This window comes from Methanoregula sp. PtaB.Bin085, assembly GCF_002067035.1.
Taxonomy (GTDB): Archaea; Halobacteriota; Methanomicrobia; order Methanomicrobiales; family Methanospirillaceae; genus Methanoregula.
Genome location: NZ_MVQB01000046.1, coordinates 142,214 through 164,220, shown reverse-complemented (window position 1 = coordinate 164,220; position 22,007 = coordinate 142,214). Strand labels below are relative to the sequence as shown.

Here is a 22,007-nt window from a genome sequence, read left to right as displayed (position 1 = left end):
ATGCACGAGGCACGCCAGTACCGGAAGAATGACGACGGCTCAGTGACCTGCTCGCTCTGCAATCACCGCTGCACGATAAAGGACGGAAAGCACGGGATCTGCGGGGTCCGCGGCAACAGTCATGGCACCCTGTTTGCTGAAACGTACGGCAGGATCAGCGCAGAGGCAATCGATCCGATCGAGAAGAAACCTCTCTTTCACTACCTTCCCGGCACCCTCTCCTATTCCCTCGGGGGGATCGGGTGCAACTTCCACTGCGAGCACTGCCAGAACTGGCATATCTCCCGGGCAACCCTGGCGGGGGCACGACTGCGGGATCTCCCGCCGGAAGAGGGGGTCCGGCGGGCTGTTGCCGGGGGGTGTGCAAGCATCTCGTGGACGTACAACGAACCGACGATCTGGCACGAGTATGCGCTCGACATGGGAACTCTGGCAAAAAAGCGCGGTCTCGGTACTATCTACGTGACCAACGGGTACATCACCGATGAAGCCCTGAAGGAGCTTGCCCCCATGCTTGGCGCGTTCCGGGTGGACATCAAGTCATTCTCCGACGATTTTTACAAAAAGGTCTGCAGGGCCCGGCTCCAGCCGGTGCTGGACTCTGCTGTCCTTGCCCGCGAGCTGGGGATGCATATTGAGACGGTCACGCTGGTCATACCGGGCCTGAACGACAGCATGGACGAGATCTCCGCATTGATCCGCTGGGTGATCGAGTACCTCGGCCCGGCAACGCCGATGCATTTCTCGGCATTCCATCCCGACTACAAGATGACGGACCGCCCGGCAACACCGCCTGCGGTCCTGGAAAAGATCTACAAGCGGGCAAAGGAGCTCGGCCTCAGATATCCCTATACCGGTAATGTCTGGATCCCGCAGTACGAGAATACCTATTGTCCTTCCTGCGGCTCAACACTCATCGAACGCCGGGGGTTTGCCAGCCGGTTCGTGGATCTTGACGGGCAGCAGTGCAGGAAATGCGGTGAGACGATCGAGGTCGTGCGTCATGTCCCATAAGCCCACGGAACAGAAGTTCATCACCGACCGTATGCTCGGGACACTGACCCGGTACCTCCGGTTCATGGGATACGACACCACAAGCGCGAACGGCCTTGCCGAAGGGGACCCCCGGGAAGACACACGGCTCCTTGCCCTTGCAAAGGAGCAGCACCGGCTGCTGCTGACAAAGGATGCGGAACTTGCCCGGCGCGGGGATGCATCGGCCCTCCTGATCAGATCGGACAACGTGATGGAACAGGTGCAGCAGCTCATCGACCAGCACCTCGTTGTCCGGAGGATTACGATGAGCAGGTGCTCCCTGTGCAATTCGGAGCTGCGGGAAGCCAACACCTGCGAGATCGAAAGATGCGAATATGCACCGAAAGACTGGCGGAACCTCACGTTTTACTGGTGCCGTCACTGCAAAAGGCTCTACTGGAACGGCTCGCATGGGAGGCAGCTGGAGCAGCGGGTGGAGCGGGAACTCAGGGAATAAGATCCTCTGTCAGATCAAACGGCAGCAGGGATCGGAGACTGCAGGGCTGCCATTCATTCCTTGATCTCCCGGATCAGGATCTCATAAAAGGTGTCCGATGCCTCCCGTTCTATCCAGGGCCGGTGGCCGCACTTTTCCAGAAGGCAGAACCGGAAATCCGGACATGCACGGGAGAGCGGCTCTTCCACACCCTTCGCCGGGTGAGGGTCATAATCCCCGTGGATCGCAACAACCGGGCACCGGATGGCATGCGCCATCTGGAGTAAAACACCCTTCTTTCGCAGATCTCCCGCCTGGTCCCAGACACCGCGGAAGACACCGGATTGAGTGTGGAAGGTCTCGTCAACATAGGATATCGGGTCACAGGCATCTGCCTTGGCGAGGAGGAGGGACAGCCGTGCAAGGATCGTATCCTTGTCCGATACGTCCGGGTCGTCAATCTGCGCCATCAGGCTTTTTGTTTCCATACGTTCTGCGGCATTCATGCGGTCGAGCCGGGTCCGCGTTATGGTCGCTGCATAGGATTCCTCGAACGGTGCGCTGGAGACGAGAATCAGTTTTCGCACAAGGTGAGGGTACCGTGCGGCAGTCAGCCACGACAGGAAAGCACCCCACGAGAACCCGACAAGAACTGCCGGTACCTGTGCATCCTGCTCAAGATCCTGGCGGAGCTCCTGTACCTGGCCGTCAAGGGTCACCTCTGTCTGGAACGGCTCGATCACACCGGTGAAGGCCGAGAGTTCGCGTGCAACCGGCGCCATCTCGCCCGGCGCTCCCGGGCCGCCGTGGATGACTGCAACGGTATAGGGTCCATGCCCCCATTTCCGGACCGTTCTCATAGGGTAACCGGTTATTTTCCGGGGGTATAAAGGTGCCCCGTGCGGAACGCCGGTGAATCAGAAAAACCGCCGGTTGCGGTCTGCCTCCGCCCGTTTCATCAGGGCGAGCAGGCCGGCAAGGATCTCTTTGGGGGACGGGGGGTTCCCGGGGATCTTCAGGTCCACGGGAAAGAGTTTGTCCGCACCTCCGAGAACAGCGTATGTCCCCGCATATATCCCGCCCGTGCAGGCATCGTCCCCGACTGCAATAACAAACCGTGGGGCTGGCATCGCTTCGTATGTTTTCCGGGCTGCAAGGGCCATGTTATGGGTGACCGCACCGGTGACCAGGAGCACGTCCGCGTGGCGGGGGGATGCAACAAAGGAGATGCCGAACCGTTCCACGTCGTAGAACGGGTTGTTCAGGGCATTGATCTCGATCTCGGTCGCGTTGTCACTGCCGGTGTCGAGCTCGCGGATCGCAAGGCTGTGGCCGAACACCTTGTCGATGCTGCACCGGAGTTCGCGGCCGATGGCTTCAACTTCTTCATCGGTCACCGGGGAGTCGCCGGTCACTTTTTTCCGGATAAGACAGGTCAGTGCGTTCACCATCGTCATCCCTCACAGGTCCGTCCCTGCATAGGACAGGTTCATGCTCTTGTTGATCACCGGGAAATCCGCGAGGATATTTCCCTGCACCGCGTGCTCGATGGCAAGCCAGTTGCAGAACGATGCCGTCCGGACCTTGTACCGGTCGATCCTGCCGTCCCTGATCCTCACCCAGCAGAGGTTCTGGCCACGGGGGGATTCTATGACCGCGAGCGCGTGCCCGTCCCGGACCGCATCGCTGCTGCAGGTCTCTCCGCCGGGGATGTCTGCGACAAGCCGCTCGATGAGATCGAGCGAATCCATGATCTCCGATGCCTTGACCGTGAACCGCGCAAGAACATCCCCGTCGCTGAGCGGCTGGATCCGGGGGGTGTACTGGTCATAGATGCCGTAGGGGCGGTTCACCCGGACATCGCTATTCCCGCCGGAAGCACGGGCAACCGGGCCGGTGATATTCAGCGGCCGCAGCAGGGATTTCCTGACGATACCGGTTGTTGCGAAACGATCAATGACTGATGGGGTCGAGAGTACGATCTTGAGCCCGACCCGGTACCGTTTCCTGAACTCTGTGAGGAAGACAACGAGCCCCGAGAGGGTATCGCTGCTGATGTCTTCCGATACGCCGCCGATCCGGATCCTGCCCCGCATGAACCGCGATCCGGTCAGGCGGGCACTGGTCCGGACGATTTCCTCCCGGAGTACCGAGAACTGGTTTGCCCCGAGCGGGAACGCGACATCCACCAGCATCCCGGCCTGGTCGCTGAGGTGGGAGACGATCCGTTCCAGTTCAAGCAGAATCGTCCGCAGGTACCATGCACGACCGGGAACCGCGATCTGCGATGCCTGTTCCACTGCCATGCAGAAGGCTGTTGCGTTCGCTACGGATTCGTCGCCGCTGACAGCCTCAGCAACGGGCAGGCAGTCCGCAGGCAGCCGCCCCTCCGCCAGTTTCTCGATCCCGCGGTGCTTGTAGAACATACGAACCTCGAGATTGAAGATCGTCTCGCCGATAACGCTGAACCGGAAATGCCCGGGCTCGATGATGCCGGCATGGACGGGCCCGACAGGGACCTGGTACACCCCCTCGCCATTGACAACCCTGAAGGGGTACTCGCGCTCCGGACCCCAGTCCCCTGCAATTTCCGGAGATCTGTTGGGGACCTCCTTTTTCAGCGGGTGATACCCGTCGGGGTAACACTCGTGGAGGAGCAGCCGCCGCGTGTCGAATGCGCCGTCGAAGGTGATGCCGAAACCGTCCCGGCATTCCCGTTCGTACCAGCATGCTGACGGGAACAGGCCGGCGATCGATACGGCATGTCCGTCCACATCCCGGACAAGGATGAGGATGTCCTGTTTTCTCTCGAAAACTGAGAAGATCGAATACCGGCCCCGACCTGAAAATTCTTCGCAGGCAAAAAGGGCGGCAAGAGCGAAGTCGTGGAGGGCAAGGTTCTCTGCAGCCTGCACGTACTCCTGTTCATCCACCCGGACAGAATATTCATGGGCAGGGCCACGGGTTATCCGGTCATCGGTAATCGTAAAACCGAGCAGTTCGCGGATCCCGCAGGTTCCGTCATACGGTGTCTGTGTCATCAGAATCGCAGCTCCTGGACGATCCCTTCAAAGAACGCGGTTTCTCCCCGGGTGAAAACAACGCCGGTGATGATGATGAGACCGATGAGCAGGACGAGCGGGATCTTCATGGTCAGCGGGGTTACGTAGGGCACGATGTCGGATGAGGCACCTGCCTCGGTGACCCGGCAGAAGGCCGCAATGACGAAGTATCCGAGAGCCGAAGCGATGACGAACAGGAGAACGAGCAGGAGGAAGAGCGCCGGCATCGATGCCTGCCCGAGCTCACGCAGGATGAAGAGTTTCGAGAAGAAGACCGGAAACAGGGGCATTCCGGTGATGGCAAGCCCTCCGATGATAATACCCCACGCCGCAAGGGGCTGGAGCCGGAACACGTCCCGGATCTCATCGTCAGCATCGGTCGAGAGCCTGCTCCGGTACTGCCGGTGCAGGATGCCGGCCGAGAAGAAGAGCGATGCCTTGGTCAGGGAATGCGCCATGATATGGAACAGCACCCAGAAGATGGCAAGGGGCGTCGAGACCGCGATCCCGATGAGGATGAGCCCCATGTTCTCGACACTCGAGAATGCAACCAGTTTCTTGAGGTTCTTCTGGGGCAGCATGGAGAACGCGGCGATTCCGACGGTGAAAAAACCGAACACGGCGAGGAGCGGGGCGATCGTCGCCGCTGCCGTTGTCTGGTGGACGATGGCGTAGACCCGCAGGATGCCATAGATACCAACATTCAGCAGGACCGCCGAGAGGACAGCGCTCACTGCCGAGGGGGCCTTTGCATGGGCCTCCGGAAGCCAGGTATGGAACGGGAAGATGCCGGACTTTGCGGCAAAGCCCATGAAGACCAGAGCAAAGGCGGCAAGTGCCATACCTGCCGGGAAAGCAGACGCGTGCTGCATGAGTGCCGTCCAGTTCAGGGTACCGGTCCCGAGCACGGTCCGGGAGGTCTCGAAGAGGAAGATGAGCCCGACAAACGAGAAGAGCATGGAGGCCGACGCGATGAAGATATACTTGATCGCCGCATCGATGTTCTCCCGTGCCGAGAGGATCGCGACAAGCAGGGCTGACAGGATGGTGGTCAGCTCGGCGCAGATCCAGAAGAGGGCGAGGTTGTCGCAGAAGAATGCCAGCACCAGGACAAGCAGGAGCATGGTCCACGAAGAATAGAACAGTTTCAGGCTGCCCTGGTCAAGCTCCTTGCTGGAGAGCAGGCTCTCCACGTACCCCCCGGCATAGACTGCCGCGCAGGTGAAGATCACCGACGCTATAAGGACTTCATACAGGCCCAGGCGGTCCATGAAGAAGAAATGGCTGCCGATGAGGAACGATGCAACCGGAACCTGCTGGAACAGCAGGACATACACGGTCAGGACCACGGTCAGGGCCGCGTGGAGAATGCAGGCTGCATTCATGCGGCGGTGGGTGGACGAGAGGACGATGGCAGCAAGTGCCGCCAGCGCGGCCATGATATAGCCCAGCAGGATCATGGCCGTTCCTCCGTCCCACCGACGAGGCGGAATCTGTGGAGACGCTTATGGTAGTCCTCGAGGGTCGAATCGATCCCGACCGTCAGGATCGTGGTCAGGAGCACAAGGATGATCAGGTCGATGATGATCAGAAATTCGATGATGAACGGGAGCTCCGTCACGAACATGCCGAAGAGCAGAACGCCGTTCTCCATCGAGAGGAACCCCAGTACCTTGGTGATCGCCCGCTTCCGGGAGAGCATCACCATCATGCCCATCAGCATCAGCGAGATCCCGATGACTGCCCCGAAGAAGAAGAGGTTGTCCCGGGCTGGTATATCCCGCAGGATGTGTGAGAGCACTGTATAGACTACGAGCATGAGCGCCATGGAGAAGAGGAGGGACGTTGTCGGGCTCAGGAAATGGAACTCGATATCGCGCCTGATCCGTATCTTCTCCTGAATCGTCGCAATAAAGTAGGGGATGACAATTGCTTTTGAAACCAGTGAAACAGCAGCGATCGCAAGAAGGACCGGCGAAGATTCAAGGACCCAGAGCGCCAGGGCAAGACAGACCAGCGTCACGGACTGGAGCGAATACATGGAGACGAGCGAGAGAAGGTTCCGTGTCGAGATGATGTACGCAGCCGTGATGATGATGCAGACCAGCAGGATCCGGATAATTCCCTGAACGAGGGCTGTATCGATCATGCAAACACCTCGATGATGATGATGAGGGCCGAGAAGAAGAAGGCCATGGCAAACAGGCTTGGGAGCTGGAAGAACCGCATCTTCGCCATGGAAGACTCAAAGAGCCCGATTATGCCGGCAAGGATCGTGCCTTTGACGACAAAGAGGACGGCTGCAATGAGGAGGCCGGTTGCAGTCAGGGTCGTTGCGAGACCGAACGGGACGATGAGATTGATGAGGAGCGCCATGAGAACGGTCAGCTTGACGGCGGCTGCAAGTTCCATGAGCGCGAGGTTCCGGCCGGACTGCTCGAGGATCATCCCCTCGTGGATCATCGTCAGCTCGAGGTGCGTCTCCGGGTTATCGACCGGTATCCGCGATGTCTCGACGATAAGGATGATGAAGAGCGAGATCCCGATCAGGATGAGGATGGGAGTCGTGATGGTCCCTGTTGCCGCTGAACGGGCGAACATGTCGAAGATGTTTGTGGTCCTGAACACGAATGCCAGCGCGGCAAAGACAATAATGGTTGTCGGTTCGATAATGGCGGAGATGCTCATCTCCCGTGAACTGCCCATACCACCGAAGGTGCTGCCGGCATCGAGGCCGGCAAGGGCCATGAAGAAGCGGGCAAGGGCGAGCAGGTAGAGGAAAAGGATGATATTTCCGATCCCTCCTGCCGGCTCCGGTACGAAGATGAGGGGCACGAACAGGGCGGCCGTGAGTATCGCTGCCATCGTCACGAGGGGCGTGAAGCGGGTGATCCGCGATGAGGTGGAGGAGTACACCACCTCCTTTCTGAGCAGTTTGGCAACCATATAATAGGTCTGGAAGACCGACGGTCCCTGCCGCCCCTGCGTCCATGCCTTCACCTTCTTTATCACGCTGATCCAGAGGGGAGCTGCTGCAAGGACAAACAGGGTATTGAAAATGATATACAGGACGAAATCCGGTGCCATTTCAGGACCACCCCAGGAAAACCATGACCGCTATCACGGTGATAAAAACATACAGGAGGTACGTGTCGAGACAGCCGTTCTGGAAACGGGCAATGCGGGTAGCGGATGCGAGCGAGAAGCGGGCGGCCGGGAGGTACAGGTACTCCTCGAAGACCTTCATGAGACGAATCTCGGCTGTCCCCTCGCGGAAGATGCTGTTCTTCTGGTCGAAGAACACGCGCTCGTTCCTGATCCGGGTCCGGTAGATAGACGAGAAGATGATGTCGAGGGGCTCGGAGAAACCGTGCCCGGTATACTCGGCTGAAGGTTCCTGGAGGTGAACTCCGCAGCCCCATGTTTCGCTGATCCGTTCGGCACGGGATGCCGTGAAATACAGGGCTGTCCACGTAAGAGCTGCCATGACAGCAAGCAGGAGCCCGACGAGCATCATGTCGGGGAGCGGGACGGAGATTCCGGCAAGGACAAAGAGCTGGTACGCCCCCAGCCCGAGGACGATGCAGGCAAGCGCGAGAAGCACAGGGCCGGCAAGCATCATTCGCGGGACTTCCTTAGCTCCGGCGCTTTCAGGGGAGCGGGGAAGTGCAAGGAAAACCGATCCGAACGCCTTGACAAAACAGGCCGCGGCAAGGGCGCTTGTCAGGGCAAAGAGGGCAAGGCAGACAAGGAAGAGGACCTTGAGGAGCGGATCAACCACGGTGATGGACGTGAAGATGGCGATGAAGAGGAGCAGTTCACTGGCAAACCCGTTCAGGGGCGGGAGGGCAGCGATGGCAACTGAGCCGGTAAAGAAGAGGGCCGAGGTCACGGGCATATGGCACGCAAGCCCGCCCATATGTTCGATATCGCGGGTATGTGTTGCATGTACCACGGAACCCGCCGTCAGGAAAAGGAGGCTCTTGAACAGTGCATGGTTCAGGGAGTGGAAGAGCGCAGCAAGCAGGCTGATGCCGGCAAGGAGCGGGAGGCTCTCGGCCGAGAAGATGACAAAGAGACCGATCCCCATGAAGATGATACCGATATTCTCGATGCTCGAGTACGCGAGCATGCCCTTGATATCGTGCTCCTTGAGCGCATAGATGACTCCGAGGACTGCAGAGATCACGCCTGCCAGCAGGATGAGGATGCCCCACCAGAGATCCGGGGCGAAGACATCTAGGAGGAACCGCACGAGCCCGTACACGGCGATCTTGAGCATGAGGCCGGACATGAGGGCCGAGACCGGTGTCGGGCTCGCGGGGTGGGCGTACGGGAGCCACTTGTGGAACGGTATGATGCCGGCCTTGATGGAGAATCCCAAAAAGAGGGAGAGGAAAGCTGCGAGGACCACCGGGTCCGCGGGGACAGCGACACCGGAAAATCTGAACGAACCTGCCCTGAATGAGAGAGCGATGATCCCGAAAAGAACGAACATGGTCGAGAGCTGGGTCATGATGAAATAGAAGAGACCGGCCTTCCGTGTTCCGGGATTGTCGTACTCGTACATGACGAGCAGGAACGATGCTGCCGCCATCAGTTCCCAGAAGAAGAAAAACCCAAGCATATCGGCCGAGGCCACGACGAGGACCATCGCGAGGATGAACAGGTTCGTGCACCCTGCCAGAAGGTTCCGCCTGGATCCTCCTTCAAGGTGTTCGTAATATTCTGACGCGTACAGGGCAACCGGTGCGGATACCGCGGCAATGACGAGGAGGAAGAATCCAGAGAGCCTGTCGATGGAGAAACCAAAGGAGATCTCAGCAAGCGGCCGGTATATCATGAATGTGATGACATTCCCGCTGACGAGAACGGCGACCGAAACCAGACCGAGGAGGAGCGATGCAAGGATGGTGCAGGACAGGGAGAGTGTCCTCACCGCACGCAGATCGCGGGACCACCAGATGAGCGGGATGGAAAATCCTGCTGCATAGAGTGCCGCTGCAATAAGGAACGTTTCCGTGTACATACGATCAGGTCCAGGTCATGCAATATGCCGGAACGTGAAACAGCCGGCGGTTTCCAGCCGGTGTTGAGAACCGGTAATGAGATTCAGTCAGTTCGGATTGTTCCATGATAGTCGTTTCAGGTGTTTTCCTGTTTGGGGATGAACCCGGGATCGCGCTTCATCGGACACACGTCAATGCCCTTGAGCTCCCCGAGGCAGAAATCGAACCGGTCGCGGATTGTCTTTGGCAGCTCCGCCTCGCGGATTGCATAGAAGCCAAGACTGCCGTAGAAGTCCACCAGTTCGGTCTTTGAATGCATGTACAGTGTCTCGTTCCGGCCGCACTCCTCGATCAGGAGCCGCATGACGGAGCGGGCATATCCATGAAGCCGGTACTCCTCGAGGACGTAGACGCTGTCAACCTCGAGGCCGTCGGTATGCCGTGCACACCGGGCAACACCGATGATCTTGGGGCCGGTGAAGACCGCAAAGAGCCGGTCGTGTTCCCTGTCCGCCTTCTGCTGGTGGTAATGTATCCAGAGCTCGCGTTCGGCCCGCACCATCTCGGCGGGAGTGAGTTCCCGGACGGTAACATCCCCGGTTATTGTAACCGGAGTTGTGGCAGTGCCGTCAGGGAAGAAAGCCCTGCCGATCTCGTGGATGAAATGCGGCCGGAAGGTGACAAAACCCCCGCTCTCCTCACCTGCCAGAGCATAGAGGGTCAGGAGTGTCTGGTCCTCGTTTACCGATTCGGCATCAGCATTGATGAACAGGGTCGGCATCCTGCACCTCCGCCCGGCATCGCGGGATTAGCAGAAAAGGGCTGATTGCATAGCACATGAAGATCATCGCATGATACTTCGTCTGTAAGACAATCTACAACGATTATTGCTTCATCCATATATAGTAAACTGGTGATCGCAGGTGTCTGGAATCATCTTACGATTAATATTCGTGAGTTTGTCGCCAGATCTCTGGCAACCATTATCTTAAAATCCGCTGAAAATGGCGCTATTCAATGAAAAAAAGCATAAATGGCCTCATTTTCAATTATGCGCGCATACCCGTCCGATGACCGGCCCGGCATCCTGCCCGGCATATACCGGCTTTACGGCGCAGCTGCCGGTACCGTTTCGAAAGGTTTTTTGAACCGGAATCCAAGGATGAATACAGGGTGCGGTCGTGTATCCCCGCACAAACACAAGGTAAGAGGTGTGTTTTTCGTGATCGACAAGCTGTTGCTCGGTAACTATCAGTTCAGGCAGACGGATTTTACCCCGAATATCGACTATTACCGGGAACTGGCATCAAGCCAGCACCCAACAACCCTCTGGATCGGATGCTCAGACTCCCGCCTCCAGACCGGGCACATCACCCAGGCAAAGGCCGGGGAACTCTTCATCCAGCGCAATATCGGCAACATCGTGCCGGTCCACGACTGGAACTTCGCCACGGTCCTTGAATATGCCGTGGTCCACCTGAAAGTAAAAGACGTGGTCATCTGCGGCCATTCCAACTGCGGTGCAATCCGTGCCCTCGACAAGGAGAGCACGGACTCCTACATCCCGCTCTGGCTGAACAATGCCCGCGAGGCAAAAACACGCGTTGACAGCAGGATCAGCCCGCCGAAAACCGTTCTGGAAGCCGACGAGCGCTACCGGATGATCGAACAGGAGAATGTGAGGCTCCAGATCGAACACCTCTTCACGTACCCGCTCCTGAAAAAAGCCGTGGATGAGAAACGGGTCGAGGTCCACGGCCTGTATTACGATCTTGCAACCGGGGAACTGAAGAAGATCGCCTGAAGAGGGCAATCAGAGTTCCTTTTCAATCTCGTTTTTTATCCGGTCAAGAGAGATACGACCGATCCGGGTCAGCCGCCCGTTGACGAGTACCATGGGCAGGGGGGGGTATTCCTTCTCGATGATCTTCCGGATATGGTCAGGCACACCGTTGTCGATAAGAGTGAGCTGTACGTCGACCTGGTTGCCATACACTCTGCCGAACACCTGCTTCAGCTCGGCAACGGCGTTCTCGAGTTTCCCCGACAGGTAGCAGCCGGTCAGGCCGCAGGTGCGGTTCTCGTCGCAGGGAAACGGGGAGCATTCCGAGGTCTTCAGGCCGACAATCTCGACAGTCACGGTACCGGTCATACCCATGATCTTGGGTACAGGGGTATTTTTAGGGATCGGATGGAGGGGTGGGGGAACACTATGTGGAGAGAAATACGCCGCTCTGGTTTTTCATTTCCAGACATAATTTCCCCCCCCTTGCGCCAGCCCTGCCCCCGTTGGGGGCGGGGGCGCTTGCGATACCTCGGAATCACCTGTCAGGAATACCTAACCGGTTTCCCGGACCCGGTAACCTGCCCAGGCGCGACCCGACGAGGCATCGCACCGACTCGCGAAGGGGGTGGGCATGTTCATATTTTTCAATAATATTCTTTCACGGGGGTTCTTCGACCAGGATCCCTCGTTTTTCGAATTTTCAAGAGAGAAATTAGAGAGAGATACAATCAGATGAACCGCTCGAACCGGTCTTTCTTTGCCTTGCAGACCGGGCAGATCCCCGGGGGCTGCTCGCGTGCGCAGAGGTACCCGCAGACCCTGCAGCGCCAGACCGGGAGGGGAAGGCCTCCAAGGACTGTTGCGCCTGCTGAAACAGTCTGTACCGCCCGCGCCCCCGGCGTACCGCGCTGCGAACGGGGAGGCCGCCTCTCCGGGACGGGTGATACCTTCCGTCGGCCTTCTGCGATCTCCTCGTTCACGTACAGGGCGCAGTAGCAGGCACCGTGGTCCTCGATATCCGCATCCCGGTAATCGCAGGGGCAGACAATATCGAGATCCTCGTCTTTCTTCCCCGATGCAAGGCGGCAGGGGCAGGCGCGGTACCCGTACCGCACCTCATTCTTCAGGAGGCCCCGGATCAGGTTCCTGGCAAATTCCGTATCGGGCGTGATACGGTATCCGCCTTCTGCGGCATCCTTCTTCAGGGAGGCGTAAGCCCGGTCGATATCCCCTTCGCTGATTTCAACGGGGCTCATGTACCGAAGGCCTCCCGGATCTCCCTTTCCCTGAAACCGACAATGGACTTCCGGTTGTCGATGACGAGCGTGGGGAAAGATCCGCTCGGGTTGAACTTCTCGACCTGGTCCATTGCTTTGTTTTGTTCCTCGCCATCAAGAAGGTCAACATAGGTATAATCAAAGGCTATCCCGAGCTCCCGCAGGAGATCCTTGGTCTTTGCACACCAGCCGCAGGTGGAGAGTGCATAGAGCATAACCGTTCCCCTGTTCTTCCCGTCAACATGTTCCAGTACCATGAATACCCGTTCCTCTGCTATGAAAGGTGATTGCGGCAGATAGTATTTATATCCGGGGATAATGGCCGGAAACCAGATGAAAAAAGAAACAGGAATTCGCGATCCGTCGGACCGATCATCACTTGTTCATCATGATGACCTTGACATCCTCAAGGAGCGCCTGCAGGTCTTCTTCGTGCTCAACTTCCTGCGACAGGATGGTGAGGAGCATGTTATAGGTGACAGGATCCTTATCCCTGGTCTTCTTCAGGAGGGCATTATAGGTCTTGATAGCGCACTGCTCACCCTTGATGTTCTGTTCGAGGATCCTGACGATGAACGGGTCGGTCGGCGCATCGTATCCGCAGTTGGTGAGCTTGTACCAGTCCTGGGGTTTTGTTACCGGAGTCCCCCCGAGCTGGATGATACGGGTCGTCAGGAGGGTCGCATGGTTCAGTTCTTCCGTTGCATGGAGCGTCAGCTCCGCGATGACTGCCTCCTTGTTCGGGCCCTTGACAACCTTGGAGCCGATCCAGTACTGGTAGTACGCAAGCCATTCATCGGAGAAGGCCTTGTTGAGCTGGGTCAGGAGATCTTTCACGTCAGTTCCGACAATCTTTCGTCCTAGAGTTCCCATGATTTTCACCTCTGTACCATACGGGTTGCTTACTATCCAGTAATGGAGGTGATCATTTAAATGCATATCCGTAAAGGCACCCCCTTCGGCGACTGCGGGCAATGCCGGATACATGGTGCGGGATCGCCCTCCTGCACTATCGTTAATAACCAACCCGGCATATCTACTATGGAAACATGAAAGCGGTTCTGGGTCTTGAGGATGGTTCTTTTGTCACGGGGGACGGATTCGGTGTTGAGGGAGAATGTTCTGGAGAACTCGTCTTCAACACCCTGATGACGGGATACATGGAGGCGCTCTCCGATCCCAGTTATGCCGGCCAGATTCTGATGTTCACGTTCCCGACAATCGGGAACTACGGTGCCGATGTACAGAACATGCAGAGCCAGGGGGTGAAGGTCCTCGGGGCTGTCTGTCGCGAGATCTGCGAAGTTCCCGATATGAAACAGACGGTCCGGGACTATTTTGAGCAGAAGAGACTGCTCGGGATGTCCGGCGTGGACACCCGCAGCCTCACCATCAAGACCCGGGTCCACGGTACAATGCGTGCGGCGCTCGTAGTCGGGAGCGATGATGGGGACTATGCCGTGCGTCTTGCAAAGAAGGCTCCCTCCATCTCTGACTGCGACCTGATCCCGTCCGTGTCGTGCAAGGCACCGTACCGCATCCCCGGCAAGGGAAAACGGGTTGCCATCATCGACCTCGGCCTCAAGACCAATATCATTACCAGCCTGACCCGGAGAAAAGGCGATCTCTATATCTTCCCCCACAATGTCACCCATGAGGAAATCTTCGGGTGCGAGCCCGACTGCCTCTTCATCACGAACGGTCCCGGGGATCCCAAACAGGCAAAGGATGCCATCGCGACCCTGAAGAAATGCATCGGGGAGCTGCCCATCTTCGGGATCTGCATGGGCAACCAGCTCGCTGCCCTCGCCCTTGGAGGCGACACCTACAAGCTCAAGTTCGGGCACCGGGGCGCCAACCAGCCCGTGAAGTACGTGGACGGGAGGATCTTCATCACCACCCAGAACCACGGCTTCTGTGTCGATGCCGAGTCCCTGCCGGAAGGCTGCGAGGTAACGTTCGTGAACGCAAACGACGGGACTGTTGAAGGATTCGAGAACGAGGATTTGAGAATCAACTGCGTCCAGTTCCATCCGGAAGCGCATGCCGGACCAATGGATACCGAATGTCACTATTTTGACGGCCTCTTCAGGAGGATCGGATAATGCCCAAGAAGGCGCACATCAGAAAAGTCCTGATCATCGGGTCAGGACCGATCCAGATCGGGCAGGCTGCAGAGTTCGACTTTTCCGGGTCTCAGGCATGCCGCGCAATGCGGGAGGAGGGCGTCGAGGTCGTCCTGGTCAACTCGAATCCGGCTACCATCCAGACCGATCCCGGGATGGCGGAGACAATCTATATCGAACCCCTCCGGTCAGACATCATCGCAAAGATCATTGAGAAGGAGAAGCCCGACGGCATCCTCTCCGGCATGGGCGGCCAGACCGGCCTGAACATGACCGCGGAACTCGCCGAGAAGGGGGCGTTAAAAGATGTCGAGATCCTCGGCACCCCGCTCGAGGCGATCTACAAAGGCGAGGACCGGGAGAAGTTCCGCAGCCTCATGATGGAGATCGGTGAGCCGGTACCAAAGAGCATTATCCTGACGAGCCTGACCCAGATTGAAGAGGCGATCAACGCAGTAGGTCTCCCCGCGGTTGTCCGCCCGGCGTACACGCTCGGTGGTGCCGGAGGCGGTATCGCCAGGACCCGCGAAGAACTCCTTCGTATCGTGGAACTGGGGCTCTCCCGCTCCCGCATCCACCAGGTCCTGATCGAGGAGAGCGTGCTCGGCTGGAAGGAGATCGAGTTCGAGGTCATGCGTGACTCCGCTGACACCTGTATCATCATCTGCGGTATGGAGAACGTTGACCCGATGGGCATCCATACTGGCGAGAGTGTTGTCGTCGCCCCGATCCTCACGCTCCGCGACGACGAGTTCCAGACCATGCGCAGCGCCGCCATCAAGATTATCCGGGCGCTCGATGTGCAGGGAGGATGCAACATCCAGTTCGCATTCCGGAACGGTGATTACCGTGTCATCGAGGTCAACCCCCGCGTATCGCGTTCGTCAGCACTTGCCTCGAAAGCCACCGGTTACCCGATCGCCCGGGTGGCAGCCAAGATCGCCATCGGCCTCCGCCTCGACGAGATCACCAATACCGTAACCGGCTGCACCCCGGCATCCTTTGAGCCGGCCATCGACTACATCGTGGTCAAGGTCCCCCGCTGGCCGTTCGACAAATTCAAGGGGGCCGACCGGACGCTCTCCACCGCGATGAAGAGCACCGGTGAGGTCATGGCTATCGGGAGGACGATCGAGGAGGCGTTCATGAAGGCCAAGCGGTCGCTCGATACCGATGTCCAGACCCACACCAGCCCGAGCGAGATCCGTATGATCCTGTCAAGGCCCACGGACGAGCGGTTCCACTGCCTGTTTGACGCCATCCGGCTGGGGATGACCGTTGACGAAATCGTCCAGCTCACGTCCATCACCCCGTTCTTCCTCGAAAAGATCAAAAATATCGTGGACATGGAGAAGCGCCTTGCAGCGGCCCCCGACAGCGATGACGAGATCCTCTGCGCGAAGCGGTACGGGTTCTCTACAGCAGAGATCGTACAGATCACCGGCAGGAAACCGGAGGAGATCGAGAGGATCGTCCCGGCTCCCGCCTACAAGATGGTCGACACCTGCGCAGCCGAGTTCCCGGCAAATACGCCGTACTTCTATTCCACCTGCGAACCCGTCTGCGAGATTGTGCCAACAGACACAAAGAAGGTGCTCATCCTCGGATCCGGGCCGATCCGGATCGGGCAGGGCATCGAGTTCGATTACTGCACCGTCCACGCCGTCCAGGCCCTGAGGGAAGAAGAGGGCATCGAGGTCCACATCGTCAACAACAACCCGGAGACCGTCTCCACGGACTTCGACACCTCCGACCGGCTCTTCTTCGAGCCCATGCAGCTCGAGGATGTCGTGAATATCCTGAAAAAAGACGGTTATTACGGCGTCATGGTACAGTTCGGCGGCCAGAATGCCGTCAACCTTGCCGTTCCCATCGAGCAGGAGATACAACGGCTCGGCCTGAAAACCCGGATCCTCGGCACGAGCCCTGATGCCATGGATATCGCCGAAGATCGCGACCGGTTCAGCCTCCTTTTAAAGAAACTGAAGATCCCCTGCCCGGCCAATACCTCGGCATACTCGGAAGCAGAGGCAAAGAAGAAGGCTGAGCAGATCGGGTACCCCGTCCTGGTCCGCCCGTCATATGTCCTCGGGGGGCGTGCCATGGAGATCGTCCATGACGAACGCGAGCTCGAGACCTACATGAAGGAGGCAGTCCGCGTCAGCAGGAACCACCCGGTCCTGATCGACTCATACCTCCAGAATGCGATCGAACTGGATGTCGACGCTGTCTGCGATGGCAAAGAGGTCCTGATCGGCGGCATCATGGAACACATCGAGCAGGCCGGCATCCATTCGGGGGATTCGGCCTGTGTCATACCCACCCAGTCCCTTCCGCCCGGGGTCATCGATACGGTCAGGGAATACACCCGGAAACTCGCACTGGGACTCGGAGTCATCGGCCTCGTCAACCTCCAGATGGCAGTCAAGGACAACATTGTCTACATCCTCGAGGCCAACCCGCGGGCAAGCCGCACAGTGCCTTTTGTCTCGAAAGCAACCGGCATCCCCATAGCGAAGATTGCAGCAAAGGTCATGATCGGCAGGAGGCTGAAAGATCTGGGGTACAGCGAACGGGAGATAGACCATGTTGCCGTCAAGGAAGTCCTGCTTCCGTTCAACAAGCTTGCCGGTGTCGACACCATGCTCGGCCCCGAGATGAAGAGCACCGGGGAGGTCATGGGCATCGACTACGATTTCGGGCTTGCGTTCTACAAGGCCTGCATCTCGGCAGACAACGAGCTCCCGCTCAAGGGCAACATCTTCATCTCGGTCAACATGGAGCAGAAAAATGATGTCATCCCCATCGCGCGGAAACTGCGGGATCTGGGGCTCATCCTGTACGGCACGGAAGGTACGGTCGACTACCTGCACGAGGCCGGAATCGAAGCAAACCTTGTCCGCAAGGTGCAGGAAGGCTCCCCCAATGTCCTGGACATGATGCGGCACGGCGAGATCCGGCTCATCATCAACACCCCGCAGGATAAAAAATCGCGGGAGGACCACTACCAGATCATGCGTGCGGCAGTGGACTTCCAGATCCCCTATATTACGACCCTTCAGGCAGCGCGGGCAGCAGCGCTCGCCATTGACGCAGTGAAGCGCGAGAAGATGACGCTTGAGCCAATCAGCCATTATCTGAAGTAATTACGACGGAAAACCCGATTAATACCCTTTTTCCCGGCATGGAACCATCCGCGGGCCGGGATTGCAGGACCGTTTATCCAGTGATTCCGGGCCAAAAAAATTGAATATGCTTATATACCGAAATAACAAAAAAAGATGCATGAAGAAATTTTTTGTTGTTCTCGCAATCCTGTTTGTCGGGATCCTGCTCGCGGGATGCACATCCCAGCCTGCAGCACCCGTGGCCACAGCAACTCCCACGCCTGCTCCGACAACCGTCGTGACGACGGCTGCCCCGACAACAGTCCCGACCACGGAAGTTGTCGTGGTTGTCGTTAACGAAACCCCGAATGCAACGCCGACCCCCACCCCAACACCCCGGCCGACATTCACGTTCACCTTCAACAACGACCTGACGATCACCCCCGATCCGTCAATTGTCTATGTCAAGGAAGGAACGAAGGTTATCTGGGTCAACGCTGACGAGTTCAAGCCCCATGGCGTCCAGGCAATCAACATGCAGACCGGCGCCTACTTCGGCGGTATGGACACCGTGACTGTCGAATACGGCAAACCCCTGGAAGTCATCTTCGACAAAGAGGGTGCCTACGACTACAAGACCGTCTTCCAGCAGGAAATGGACTGTAAACTTATCGTCACCAAGTAAACAGGCAATATCCGGTGGTTCAGGATCCATTGCCTGAACAACTATTTTTTGTTCTTTGAATATCGGGAAGTTCTGATTCAGGACCCCGGTGAAACGGTTCCGCATCTGGCGGGCCATTCTCTCACCCTGAACATATATGCCACAACCGCTTAGTACTAAAGGAAAAACCAAGAGGAGAACCATCATGGGAAAAGGTACAATCGTTCTTGCGTATTCCGGGGGCCTCGATACCTCCATCTGCATCCCGCTCCTGAAGGAACGGTACGGGTTCGACCGTGTCGTGACCGTTGCGGTGCATGTCGGCCAGCGCGATGAAGAGATCGATGTGGCGACTGCGAAAGGAAAGAAACTGGCTGACCGCCATTATACCATCGATGCCAGGGAGAAATTCGTCAGGGAACATATTTTCCCGGCGATTAAGGCCAACGGGTCGTACGAAGGCTACCCGATGGGGACATCCCTTGCCCGGCCCCTTATCGCTGAGGAGGTCGTGAAGATTGCCAGAAAAGAGGGCGCAAAAGCGATAGGCCACGGCTGCACAGGGAAGGGAAACGACCAGCTCCGGTTCGACTTCATCATCCGGGGGGCAGGTCTTGAGGTCGTTGCACCAATCCGGGAACTGAACCTTACCCGTGACTGGGAGATCGATTATGCAAAGAAGCATAAAATACCGGTCCCGGTGAAGAAGGACAAGCCGTGGAGCATGGACGAGAACTGCTGGAGCCGGAGCATCGAGGGAGGCGAACTCGAGAATCCCGCATACCACCCCCCGGAGGAGATCTACCTCTGGACCGTTTCACCGGAGAAGGCCCCGGCAAAGCCAGAGATTCTGTCACTCACCTTCAAGGCAGGAATCCCTGTTGCGATCAACGGGAAGAAGATGGAAGGGTATGCACTGATCCAGAAACTGAACCAGGTTGCCGGAAAGCACGGGATCGGTCGCAACGACATGATCGAGGATCGCATCCTCGGACTCAAGGCACGGGAGAATTACGAGCACCCCGCCGCAACCGTCATCCTTGCCGCACACCGCGATCTCGAGGCCCTCGTCCTCACCCGGCAGGAGCTGGTCTTCAAGAGGATGGTTGATGACAAGTGGTCCGAACTTGCATACAAGGGGCTGGTGTACGAACCGCTGTATGCTGACCTCAACGCATTCATCGATACTACCCAGAAGCGGGTGAACGGAAAGGTCGACCTCGAACTCTACAAAGGAACCGTACGGGTTCTTGGCAGGAGTTCCCCGTGTGCGGTCTATTCAAGCGAAATGGTCTCCTTTGACAGTGCATCAATCGACCAGTGCCATGCAATCGGCGTCTCCCAGTACTTCGGCATCCAGGCCCGCATGGTCAGGAAGCTGCAGGAGAAGAAACGGAAATAAAAAATTAAAGTACCTTTTTTCCGGCCCCGGGGCCGGGCATGCAGTCATATACATCAGTAATCGTCATAACGAGCAGCGATTTTGCCGGGAGACCGGGCTTTTTATCCAGGACCATCTTTTTCATTGCCTCGTAGTCCGTACCGGTGGTTTTCACCTCAACCCTGCCATGGATCTGGCAGCACTTTTTGCTGTCTGCGTCGTACAGGTAGAGGGCAAGGAACGGATTCTCACGGATATTCGCAAGAGTCTTGGACATGTAATTGTCTGCAAGCCAGATCGTATCGTCCCTGACAAGGGAGACGAACGCGATCGGGGTGACATGGGGAACCCCCTTTTTCGACGCCGTTGCAACGGGAAAGAGTTTTATTCTGGCAAACAGGTCTTTCATATCCCTGGTCAGCGTTACCATCACCATCACCTCATTGCGGCATATCGCGCCGCAGCATTGCATAGCTTGCCCCTCATAATAGTATTTATGGCAGGCCACCGTTCCTCCGCGGAAATAATGTCGGAAGGGATCGCCGACTGCACGGGAAACCACGGAAGGAGTCGCGGAATGAATAGAAAGCGTTAAGGATTGCAAGACGTACAATCCGGGTATAATGTTGCAGGGCTTTTTCTCACGGTTTACCAAACCCAAACCCCACATCGTTGAAAGTCCCCCGCCGCCATCCCTGATACACGGGCCCGGTATGAATATCCCCGAGTACAAGAACAAACCCTATTTCATCGTCGCATCCGTCGAGATGGGGAACACGACAACGAAGTGCATCCTCACCGGCGTCAACCTCGAGACCGGGATGTCGTATGTCATCAACAAGACCGTCAGCATGAGCCGTGATATCCGGCCCCCGAAACCCGGCGAAACAGTCTTTGGCGCAACACTGGACGGAACTGAGCTGACCCGGGAGGCTGTTACCGACCTTGTCCGCGATACCCTCTTAAAAGCCCACCGCGACGCCCACCTTGATGTTATAAAGGAACTTGATTTCGTCGTACGGAGTACTGGTGTCGTTGCCGAGATGGATTCGCCGGACCAGGTGGGGGACTTTGTCATCGCTCTTGCAAACGGATGCCTCATCGCCGGCGTCCCGCCGCGGAAGATGACTCCTCCGATGTCCAAGGAGAACCAGCCGGAGAAACTCCAGCCGTATAGTTATGCCGACAAGGTCGTCTTTGTCGGAGCAGTTGCGGGGGTTATCCCGCCGGTCGGATCGACCGGTGTCGAGATGGTGGCAAACGAGATGGAAGGCGAGCTTGCCATGGCGGGGATCAAGGAAGGCGCCAAGTGGACACCGGTCGATTTCCGCAATCCCTGTGTCTCCATCGACTTCGGTACAACCCTTGACGGAAGGATAACAAGCGATGTAGCCAAGGACGCTCCCAACCCGTTTGCAAAGACAGTCGGGAACTTCTGCGGGCTTGCCGGGGCAGTCCCGGATGCGATCGTGCGGGGGACCGGCCTTGTCAGGGCGCGAACGGGGACTGCACTCGATATCTTTGGCGAGCACAGCGTAAGCGGCGGTATTTTCTCCGGGGGGAACCGCAGGGTAATCGACGATTTCGTCAACCGGGCCCATGAACTGATCGATATCCGGATCGTTCCTCCGGATCGCGATCGTTTCGGCCGGGTGCCGGTCAATGCAAAGCTGGCAATGGAATCCGGCATAGCCATGATCGGCTGCGATGTGGGCGTGAACAGCAGCAGGCTTGAGGATCTCCTTGCCATCGGGACCGAGATCCACAAGGGCTACAACCTTGCGACGCTGAATGAGGTCGTGGACCGGATCTGCGCCCGGATGGCGCTGCGCCTCATCGATGTGGCAGTCGAACAGAACCTCGTGTTCAAAAACTCATCCATCGGTTTCACCGGCAGGGCTGCAATCTCCGGGAGGAAACCGGAGTACATCCTTGACGGCATCATAGAGCGCAAGCTCTTCGATGACCCGGTCAATCACGTTGTCTTTGTCGACGACGGGCTCGCCCGGGGCGCTGCGCTCATGGGGCGGTGCATGAACTCGCTTGGCAAGCCGAAGAATCCCATCGGGGGCGTCCGCGGGGGCCCATGTATTATGAGCCGGCGCATCAAAATAGGAAAGTAAT

At 57.7% G+C, this 22,007-nt stretch carries 21 protein-coding genes; 8 read left to right on the top strand and 13 right to left on the bottom strand.

Annotation, left to right across the window (positions count from 1 at the left end):
• Window positions 1-1,014 (top strand): AmmeMemoRadiSam system radical SAM enzyme, encoded by a 1,014-nt coding sequence (amrS, locus tag A4E33_RS10485; RefSeq protein ID WP_292347930.1) that lies wholly within the window; start codon window positions 1-3, stop codon window positions 1,012-1,014.
• Window positions 980-1,492 carry a Mut7-C RNAse domain-containing protein gene (locus tag A4E33_RS10480; protein ID WP_292347928.1) on the top strand — a complete coding sequence of 171 codons (513 nt, stop codon included), beginning with the start codon at window positions 980-982 and terminating at the stop codon, window positions 1,490-1,492. Before amrS ends, A4E33_RS10480 begins: the two co-directional genes overlap by 35 nt.
• Before the next feature lie 53 nt (window positions 1,493-1,545).
• Here A4E33_RS10480 and A4E33_RS10475 read toward each other — a convergent pair whose 3' ends face one another.
• The 8 genes from A4E33_RS10475 to A4E33_RS10440 form a co-directional block, all read right to left on the bottom strand.
• Complete coding sequence (locus tag A4E33_RS10475; RefSeq protein WP_292347925.1) at window positions 1,546-2,331, bottom strand: alpha/beta fold hydrolase; 786 nt, start codon at window positions 2,329-2,331, stop codon at window positions 1,546-1,548.
• A 57-nt stretch (window positions 2,332-2,388) separates the two neighbouring features.
• Window positions 2,389-2,922 (bottom strand): NADH-quinone oxidoreductase subunit B family protein, encoded by a 534-nt coding sequence (locus A4E33_RS10470; protein WP_292347924.1) that lies wholly within the window; start codon window positions 2,920-2,922, stop codon window positions 2,389-2,391.
• Window positions 2,923-2,931: 9 nt separating this feature from the next.
• Window positions 2,932-4,512, bottom strand: coding sequence for an NADH-quinone oxidoreductase subunit C (locus A4E33_RS10465; protein ID WP_292347922.1), 1,581 nt, complete (start codon window positions 4,510-4,512; stop codon window positions 2,932-2,934).
• Window positions 4,512-5,993 carry a proton-conducting transporter membrane subunit gene (locus A4E33_RS10460; RefSeq protein WP_292347920.1) on the bottom strand — a complete coding sequence of 494 codons (1,482 nt, stop codon included), beginning with the start codon at window positions 5,991-5,993 and terminating at the stop codon, window positions 4,512-4,514. The genes A4E33_RS10465 and A4E33_RS10460 overlap by 1 nt, the downstream gene beginning before the upstream one ends.
• Window positions 5,990-6,682: a hydrogenase subunit gene (locus A4E33_RS10455; protein WP_292347919.1), complete on the bottom strand. Its 693-nt coding sequence runs from the start codon at window positions 6,680-6,682 to the stop codon at window positions 5,990-5,992. Before A4E33_RS10455 ends, A4E33_RS10460 begins: the two co-directional genes overlap by 4 nt.
• On the bottom strand, window positions 6,679-7,620 hold the full coding sequence (locus A4E33_RS10450) for a respiratory chain complex I subunit 1 family protein (protein ID WP_292347917.1): 942 nt from the start codon (window positions 7,618-7,620) through the stop codon (window positions 6,679-6,681). Before A4E33_RS10450 ends, A4E33_RS10455 begins: the two co-directional genes overlap by 4 nt.
• A 1-nt stretch (window position 7,621) precedes the next feature.
• The gene (locus tag A4E33_RS10445) at window positions 7,622-9,562 is read right to left on the bottom strand and encodes a proton-conducting transporter membrane subunit (protein ID WP_292347915.1); all 1,941 of its coding nucleotides are present in this window, start codon (window positions 9,560-9,562) and stop codon (window positions 7,622-7,624) included.
• A 116-nt stretch (window positions 9,563-9,678) separates the two neighbouring features.
• Window positions 9,679-10,323 carry a GNAT family N-acetyltransferase gene (locus tag A4E33_RS10440; RefSeq protein WP_292347913.1) on the bottom strand — a complete coding sequence of 215 codons (645 nt, stop codon included), beginning with the start codon at window positions 10,321-10,323 and terminating at the stop codon, window positions 9,679-9,681.
• A 441-nt stretch (window positions 10,324-10,764) separates the two neighbouring features.
• Here A4E33_RS10440 and A4E33_RS10435 point away from each other — a divergent pair, with 441 nt between their 5' ends.
• The gene (locus A4E33_RS10435; protein WP_292347911.1) at window positions 10,765-11,346 is read left to right on the top strand and encodes a carbonic anhydrase; all 582 of its coding nucleotides are present in this window, start codon (window positions 10,765-10,767) and stop codon (window positions 11,344-11,346) included.
• A gap of 9 nt (window positions 11,347-11,355) precedes the next feature.
• Here A4E33_RS10435 and A4E33_RS10430 read toward each other — a convergent pair whose 3' ends face one another.
• From A4E33_RS10430 to A4E33_RS10415, 4 genes are all read right to left on the bottom strand, one after another.
• Window positions 11,356-11,694, bottom strand: coding sequence for a hypothetical protein (locus A4E33_RS10430; RefSeq protein ID WP_292347909.1), 339 nt, complete (start codon window positions 11,692-11,694; stop codon window positions 11,356-11,358).
• Between the two features lie 362 nt (window positions 11,695-12,056).
• Window positions 12,057-12,584 carry a ferredoxin-thioredoxin reductase catalytic domain-containing protein gene (locus A4E33_RS10425; protein ID WP_292347907.1) on the bottom strand — a complete coding sequence of 176 codons (528 nt, stop codon included), beginning with the start codon at window positions 12,582-12,584 and terminating at the stop codon, window positions 12,057-12,059.
• On the bottom strand, window positions 12,581-12,862 hold the full coding sequence (locus tag A4E33_RS10420) for a glutaredoxin family protein (protein ID WP_292347905.1): 282 nt from the start codon (window positions 12,860-12,862) through the stop codon (window positions 12,581-12,583). Before A4E33_RS10420 ends, A4E33_RS10425 begins: the two co-directional genes overlap by 4 nt.
• Before the next feature lie 118 nt (window positions 12,863-12,980).
• Window positions 12,981-13,478, bottom strand: coding sequence for a ferritin-like domain-containing protein (locus tag A4E33_RS10415; protein ID WP_292347903.1), 498 nt, complete (start codon window positions 13,476-13,478; stop codon window positions 12,981-12,983).
• 176 nt (window positions 13,479-13,654) lie between these two features.
• On the opposite strand from A4E33_RS10415, the gene carA reads away from it, so the two are divergent.
• The 4 genes from carA to A4E33_RS10395 all read left to right on the top strand — a co-directional run bounded on the left by carA (window position 13,655) and on the right by A4E33_RS10395 (window position 19,904).
• Window positions 13,655-14,710 carry a glutamine-hydrolyzing carbamoyl-phosphate synthase small subunit gene (gene carA / locus A4E33_RS10410; RefSeq protein WP_292347901.1) on the top strand — a complete coding sequence of 352 codons (1,056 nt, stop codon included), beginning with the start codon at window positions 13,655-13,657 and terminating at the stop codon, window positions 14,708-14,710.
• A complete protein-coding gene (gene carB / locus A4E33_RS10405; protein WP_292347899.1) occupies window positions 14,710-17,877 on the top strand; it encodes a carbamoyl-phosphate synthase large subunit in 3,168 nt (1,055 codons plus the stop codon). Before carA ends, carB begins: the two co-directional genes overlap by 1 nt.
• Window positions 17,878-18,016: 139 nt before the next feature.
• The gene (locus A4E33_RS10400; RefSeq protein ID WP_292347897.1) at window positions 18,017-18,523 is read left to right on the top strand and encodes a hypothetical protein; all 507 of its coding nucleotides are present in this window, start codon (window positions 18,017-18,019) and stop codon (window positions 18,521-18,523) included.
• Between the two features lie 184 nt (window positions 18,524-18,707).
• The gene (locus A4E33_RS10395; protein WP_292347895.1) at window positions 18,708-19,904 is read left to right on the top strand and encodes an argininosuccinate synthase; all 1,197 of its coding nucleotides are present in this window, start codon (window positions 18,708-18,710) and stop codon (window positions 19,902-19,904) included.
• A 4-nt stretch (window positions 19,905-19,908) separates the two neighbouring features.
• On the opposite strand, the gene A4E33_RS10390 is transcribed toward A4E33_RS10395, so the two are convergent.
• The gene (locus A4E33_RS10390) at window positions 19,909-20,313 is read right to left on the bottom strand and encodes a pyridoxamine 5'-phosphate oxidase family protein (RefSeq protein ID WP_292347893.1); all 405 of its coding nucleotides are present in this window, start codon (window positions 20,311-20,313) and stop codon (window positions 19,909-19,911) included.
• A 193-nt stretch (window positions 20,314-20,506) separates the two neighbouring features.
• Between A4E33_RS10390 and A4E33_RS10385 the strand changes: the two genes are divergently transcribed.
• Window positions 20,507-22,006, top strand: coding sequence for a methanogenesis marker 14 protein (locus A4E33_RS10385; RefSeq protein ID WP_292347892.1), 1,500 nt, complete (start codon window positions 20,507-20,509; stop codon window positions 22,004-22,006).
• Window position 22,007 lies beyond the last annotated feature (1 nt).

Coding starts and splice junctions, on each gene's coding strand:
- amrS (WP_292347930.1), top strand. CDS start 1: ATGCACGAGGCACGCCAGTACCGGAAGAATGACGACGGCTCAGTGACC.
- A4E33_RS10475 (WP_292347925.1), bottom strand. CDS start 2,331: ATGAGAACGGTCCGGAAATGGGGGCATGGACCCTATACCGTTGCAGTC.
- A4E33_RS10470 (WP_292347924.1), bottom strand. CDS start 2,922: ATGGTGAACGCACTGACCTGTCTTATCCGGAAAAAAGTGACCGGCGAC.
- A4E33_RS10465 (WP_292347922.1), bottom strand. CDS start 4,512: ATGACACAGACACCGTATGACGGAACCTGCGGGATCCGCGAACTGCTC.
- A4E33_RS10460 (WP_292347920.1), bottom strand. CDS start 5,993: ATGATCCTGCTGGGCTATATCATGGCCGCGCTGGCGGCACTTGCTGCC.
- A4E33_RS10455 (WP_292347919.1), bottom strand. CDS start 6,682: ATGATCGATACAGCCCTCGTTCAGGGAATTATCCGGATCCTGCTGGTC.
- A4E33_RS10450 (WP_292347917.1), bottom strand. CDS start 7,620: ATGGCACCGGATTTCGTCCTGTATATCATTTTCAATACCCTGTTTGTC.
- A4E33_RS10445 (WP_292347915.1), bottom strand. CDS start 9,562: ATGTACACGGAAACGTTCCTTATTGCAGCGGCACTCTATGCAGCAGGA.
- A4E33_RS10440 (WP_292347913.1), bottom strand. CDS start 10,323: ATGCCGACCCTGTTCATCAATGCTGATGCCGAATCGGTAAACGAGGAC.
- A4E33_RS10430 (WP_292347909.1), bottom strand. CDS start 11,694: ATGACCGGTACCGTGACTGTCGAGATTGTCGGCCTGAAGACCTCGGAA.
- A4E33_RS10425 (WP_292347907.1), bottom strand. CDS start 12,584: ATGAGCCCCGTTGAAATCAGCGAAGGGGATATCGACCGGGCTTACGCC.
- A4E33_RS10420 (WP_292347905.1), bottom strand. CDS start 12,862: ATGGTACTGGAACATGTTGACGGGAAGAACAGGGGAACGGTTATGCTC.
- A4E33_RS10415 (WP_292347903.1), bottom strand. CDS start 13,478: ATGGGAACTCTAGGACGAAAGATTGTCGGAACTGACGTGAAAGATCTC.
- carA (WP_292347901.1), top strand. CDS start 13,655: ATGAAAGCGGTTCTGGGTCTTGAGGATGGTTCTTTTGTCACGGGGGAC.
- carB (WP_292347899.1), top strand. CDS start 14,710: ATGCCCAAGAAGGCGCACATCAGAAAAGTCCTGATCATCGGGTCAGGA.
- A4E33_RS10400 (WP_292347897.1), top strand. CDS start 18,017: ATGAAGAAATTTTTTGTTGTTCTCGCAATCCTGTTTGTCGGGATCCTG.
- A4E33_RS10395 (WP_292347895.1), top strand. CDS start 18,708: ATGGGAAAAGGTACAATCGTTCTTGCGTATTCCGGGGGCCTCGATACC.
- A4E33_RS10390 (WP_292347893.1), bottom strand. CDS start 20,313: ATGGTAACGCTGACCAGGGATATGAAAGACCTGTTTGCCAGAATAAAA.
- A4E33_RS10385 (WP_292347892.1), top strand. CDS start 20,507: ATGTTGCAGGGCTTTTTCTCACGGTTTACCAAACCCAAACCCCACATC.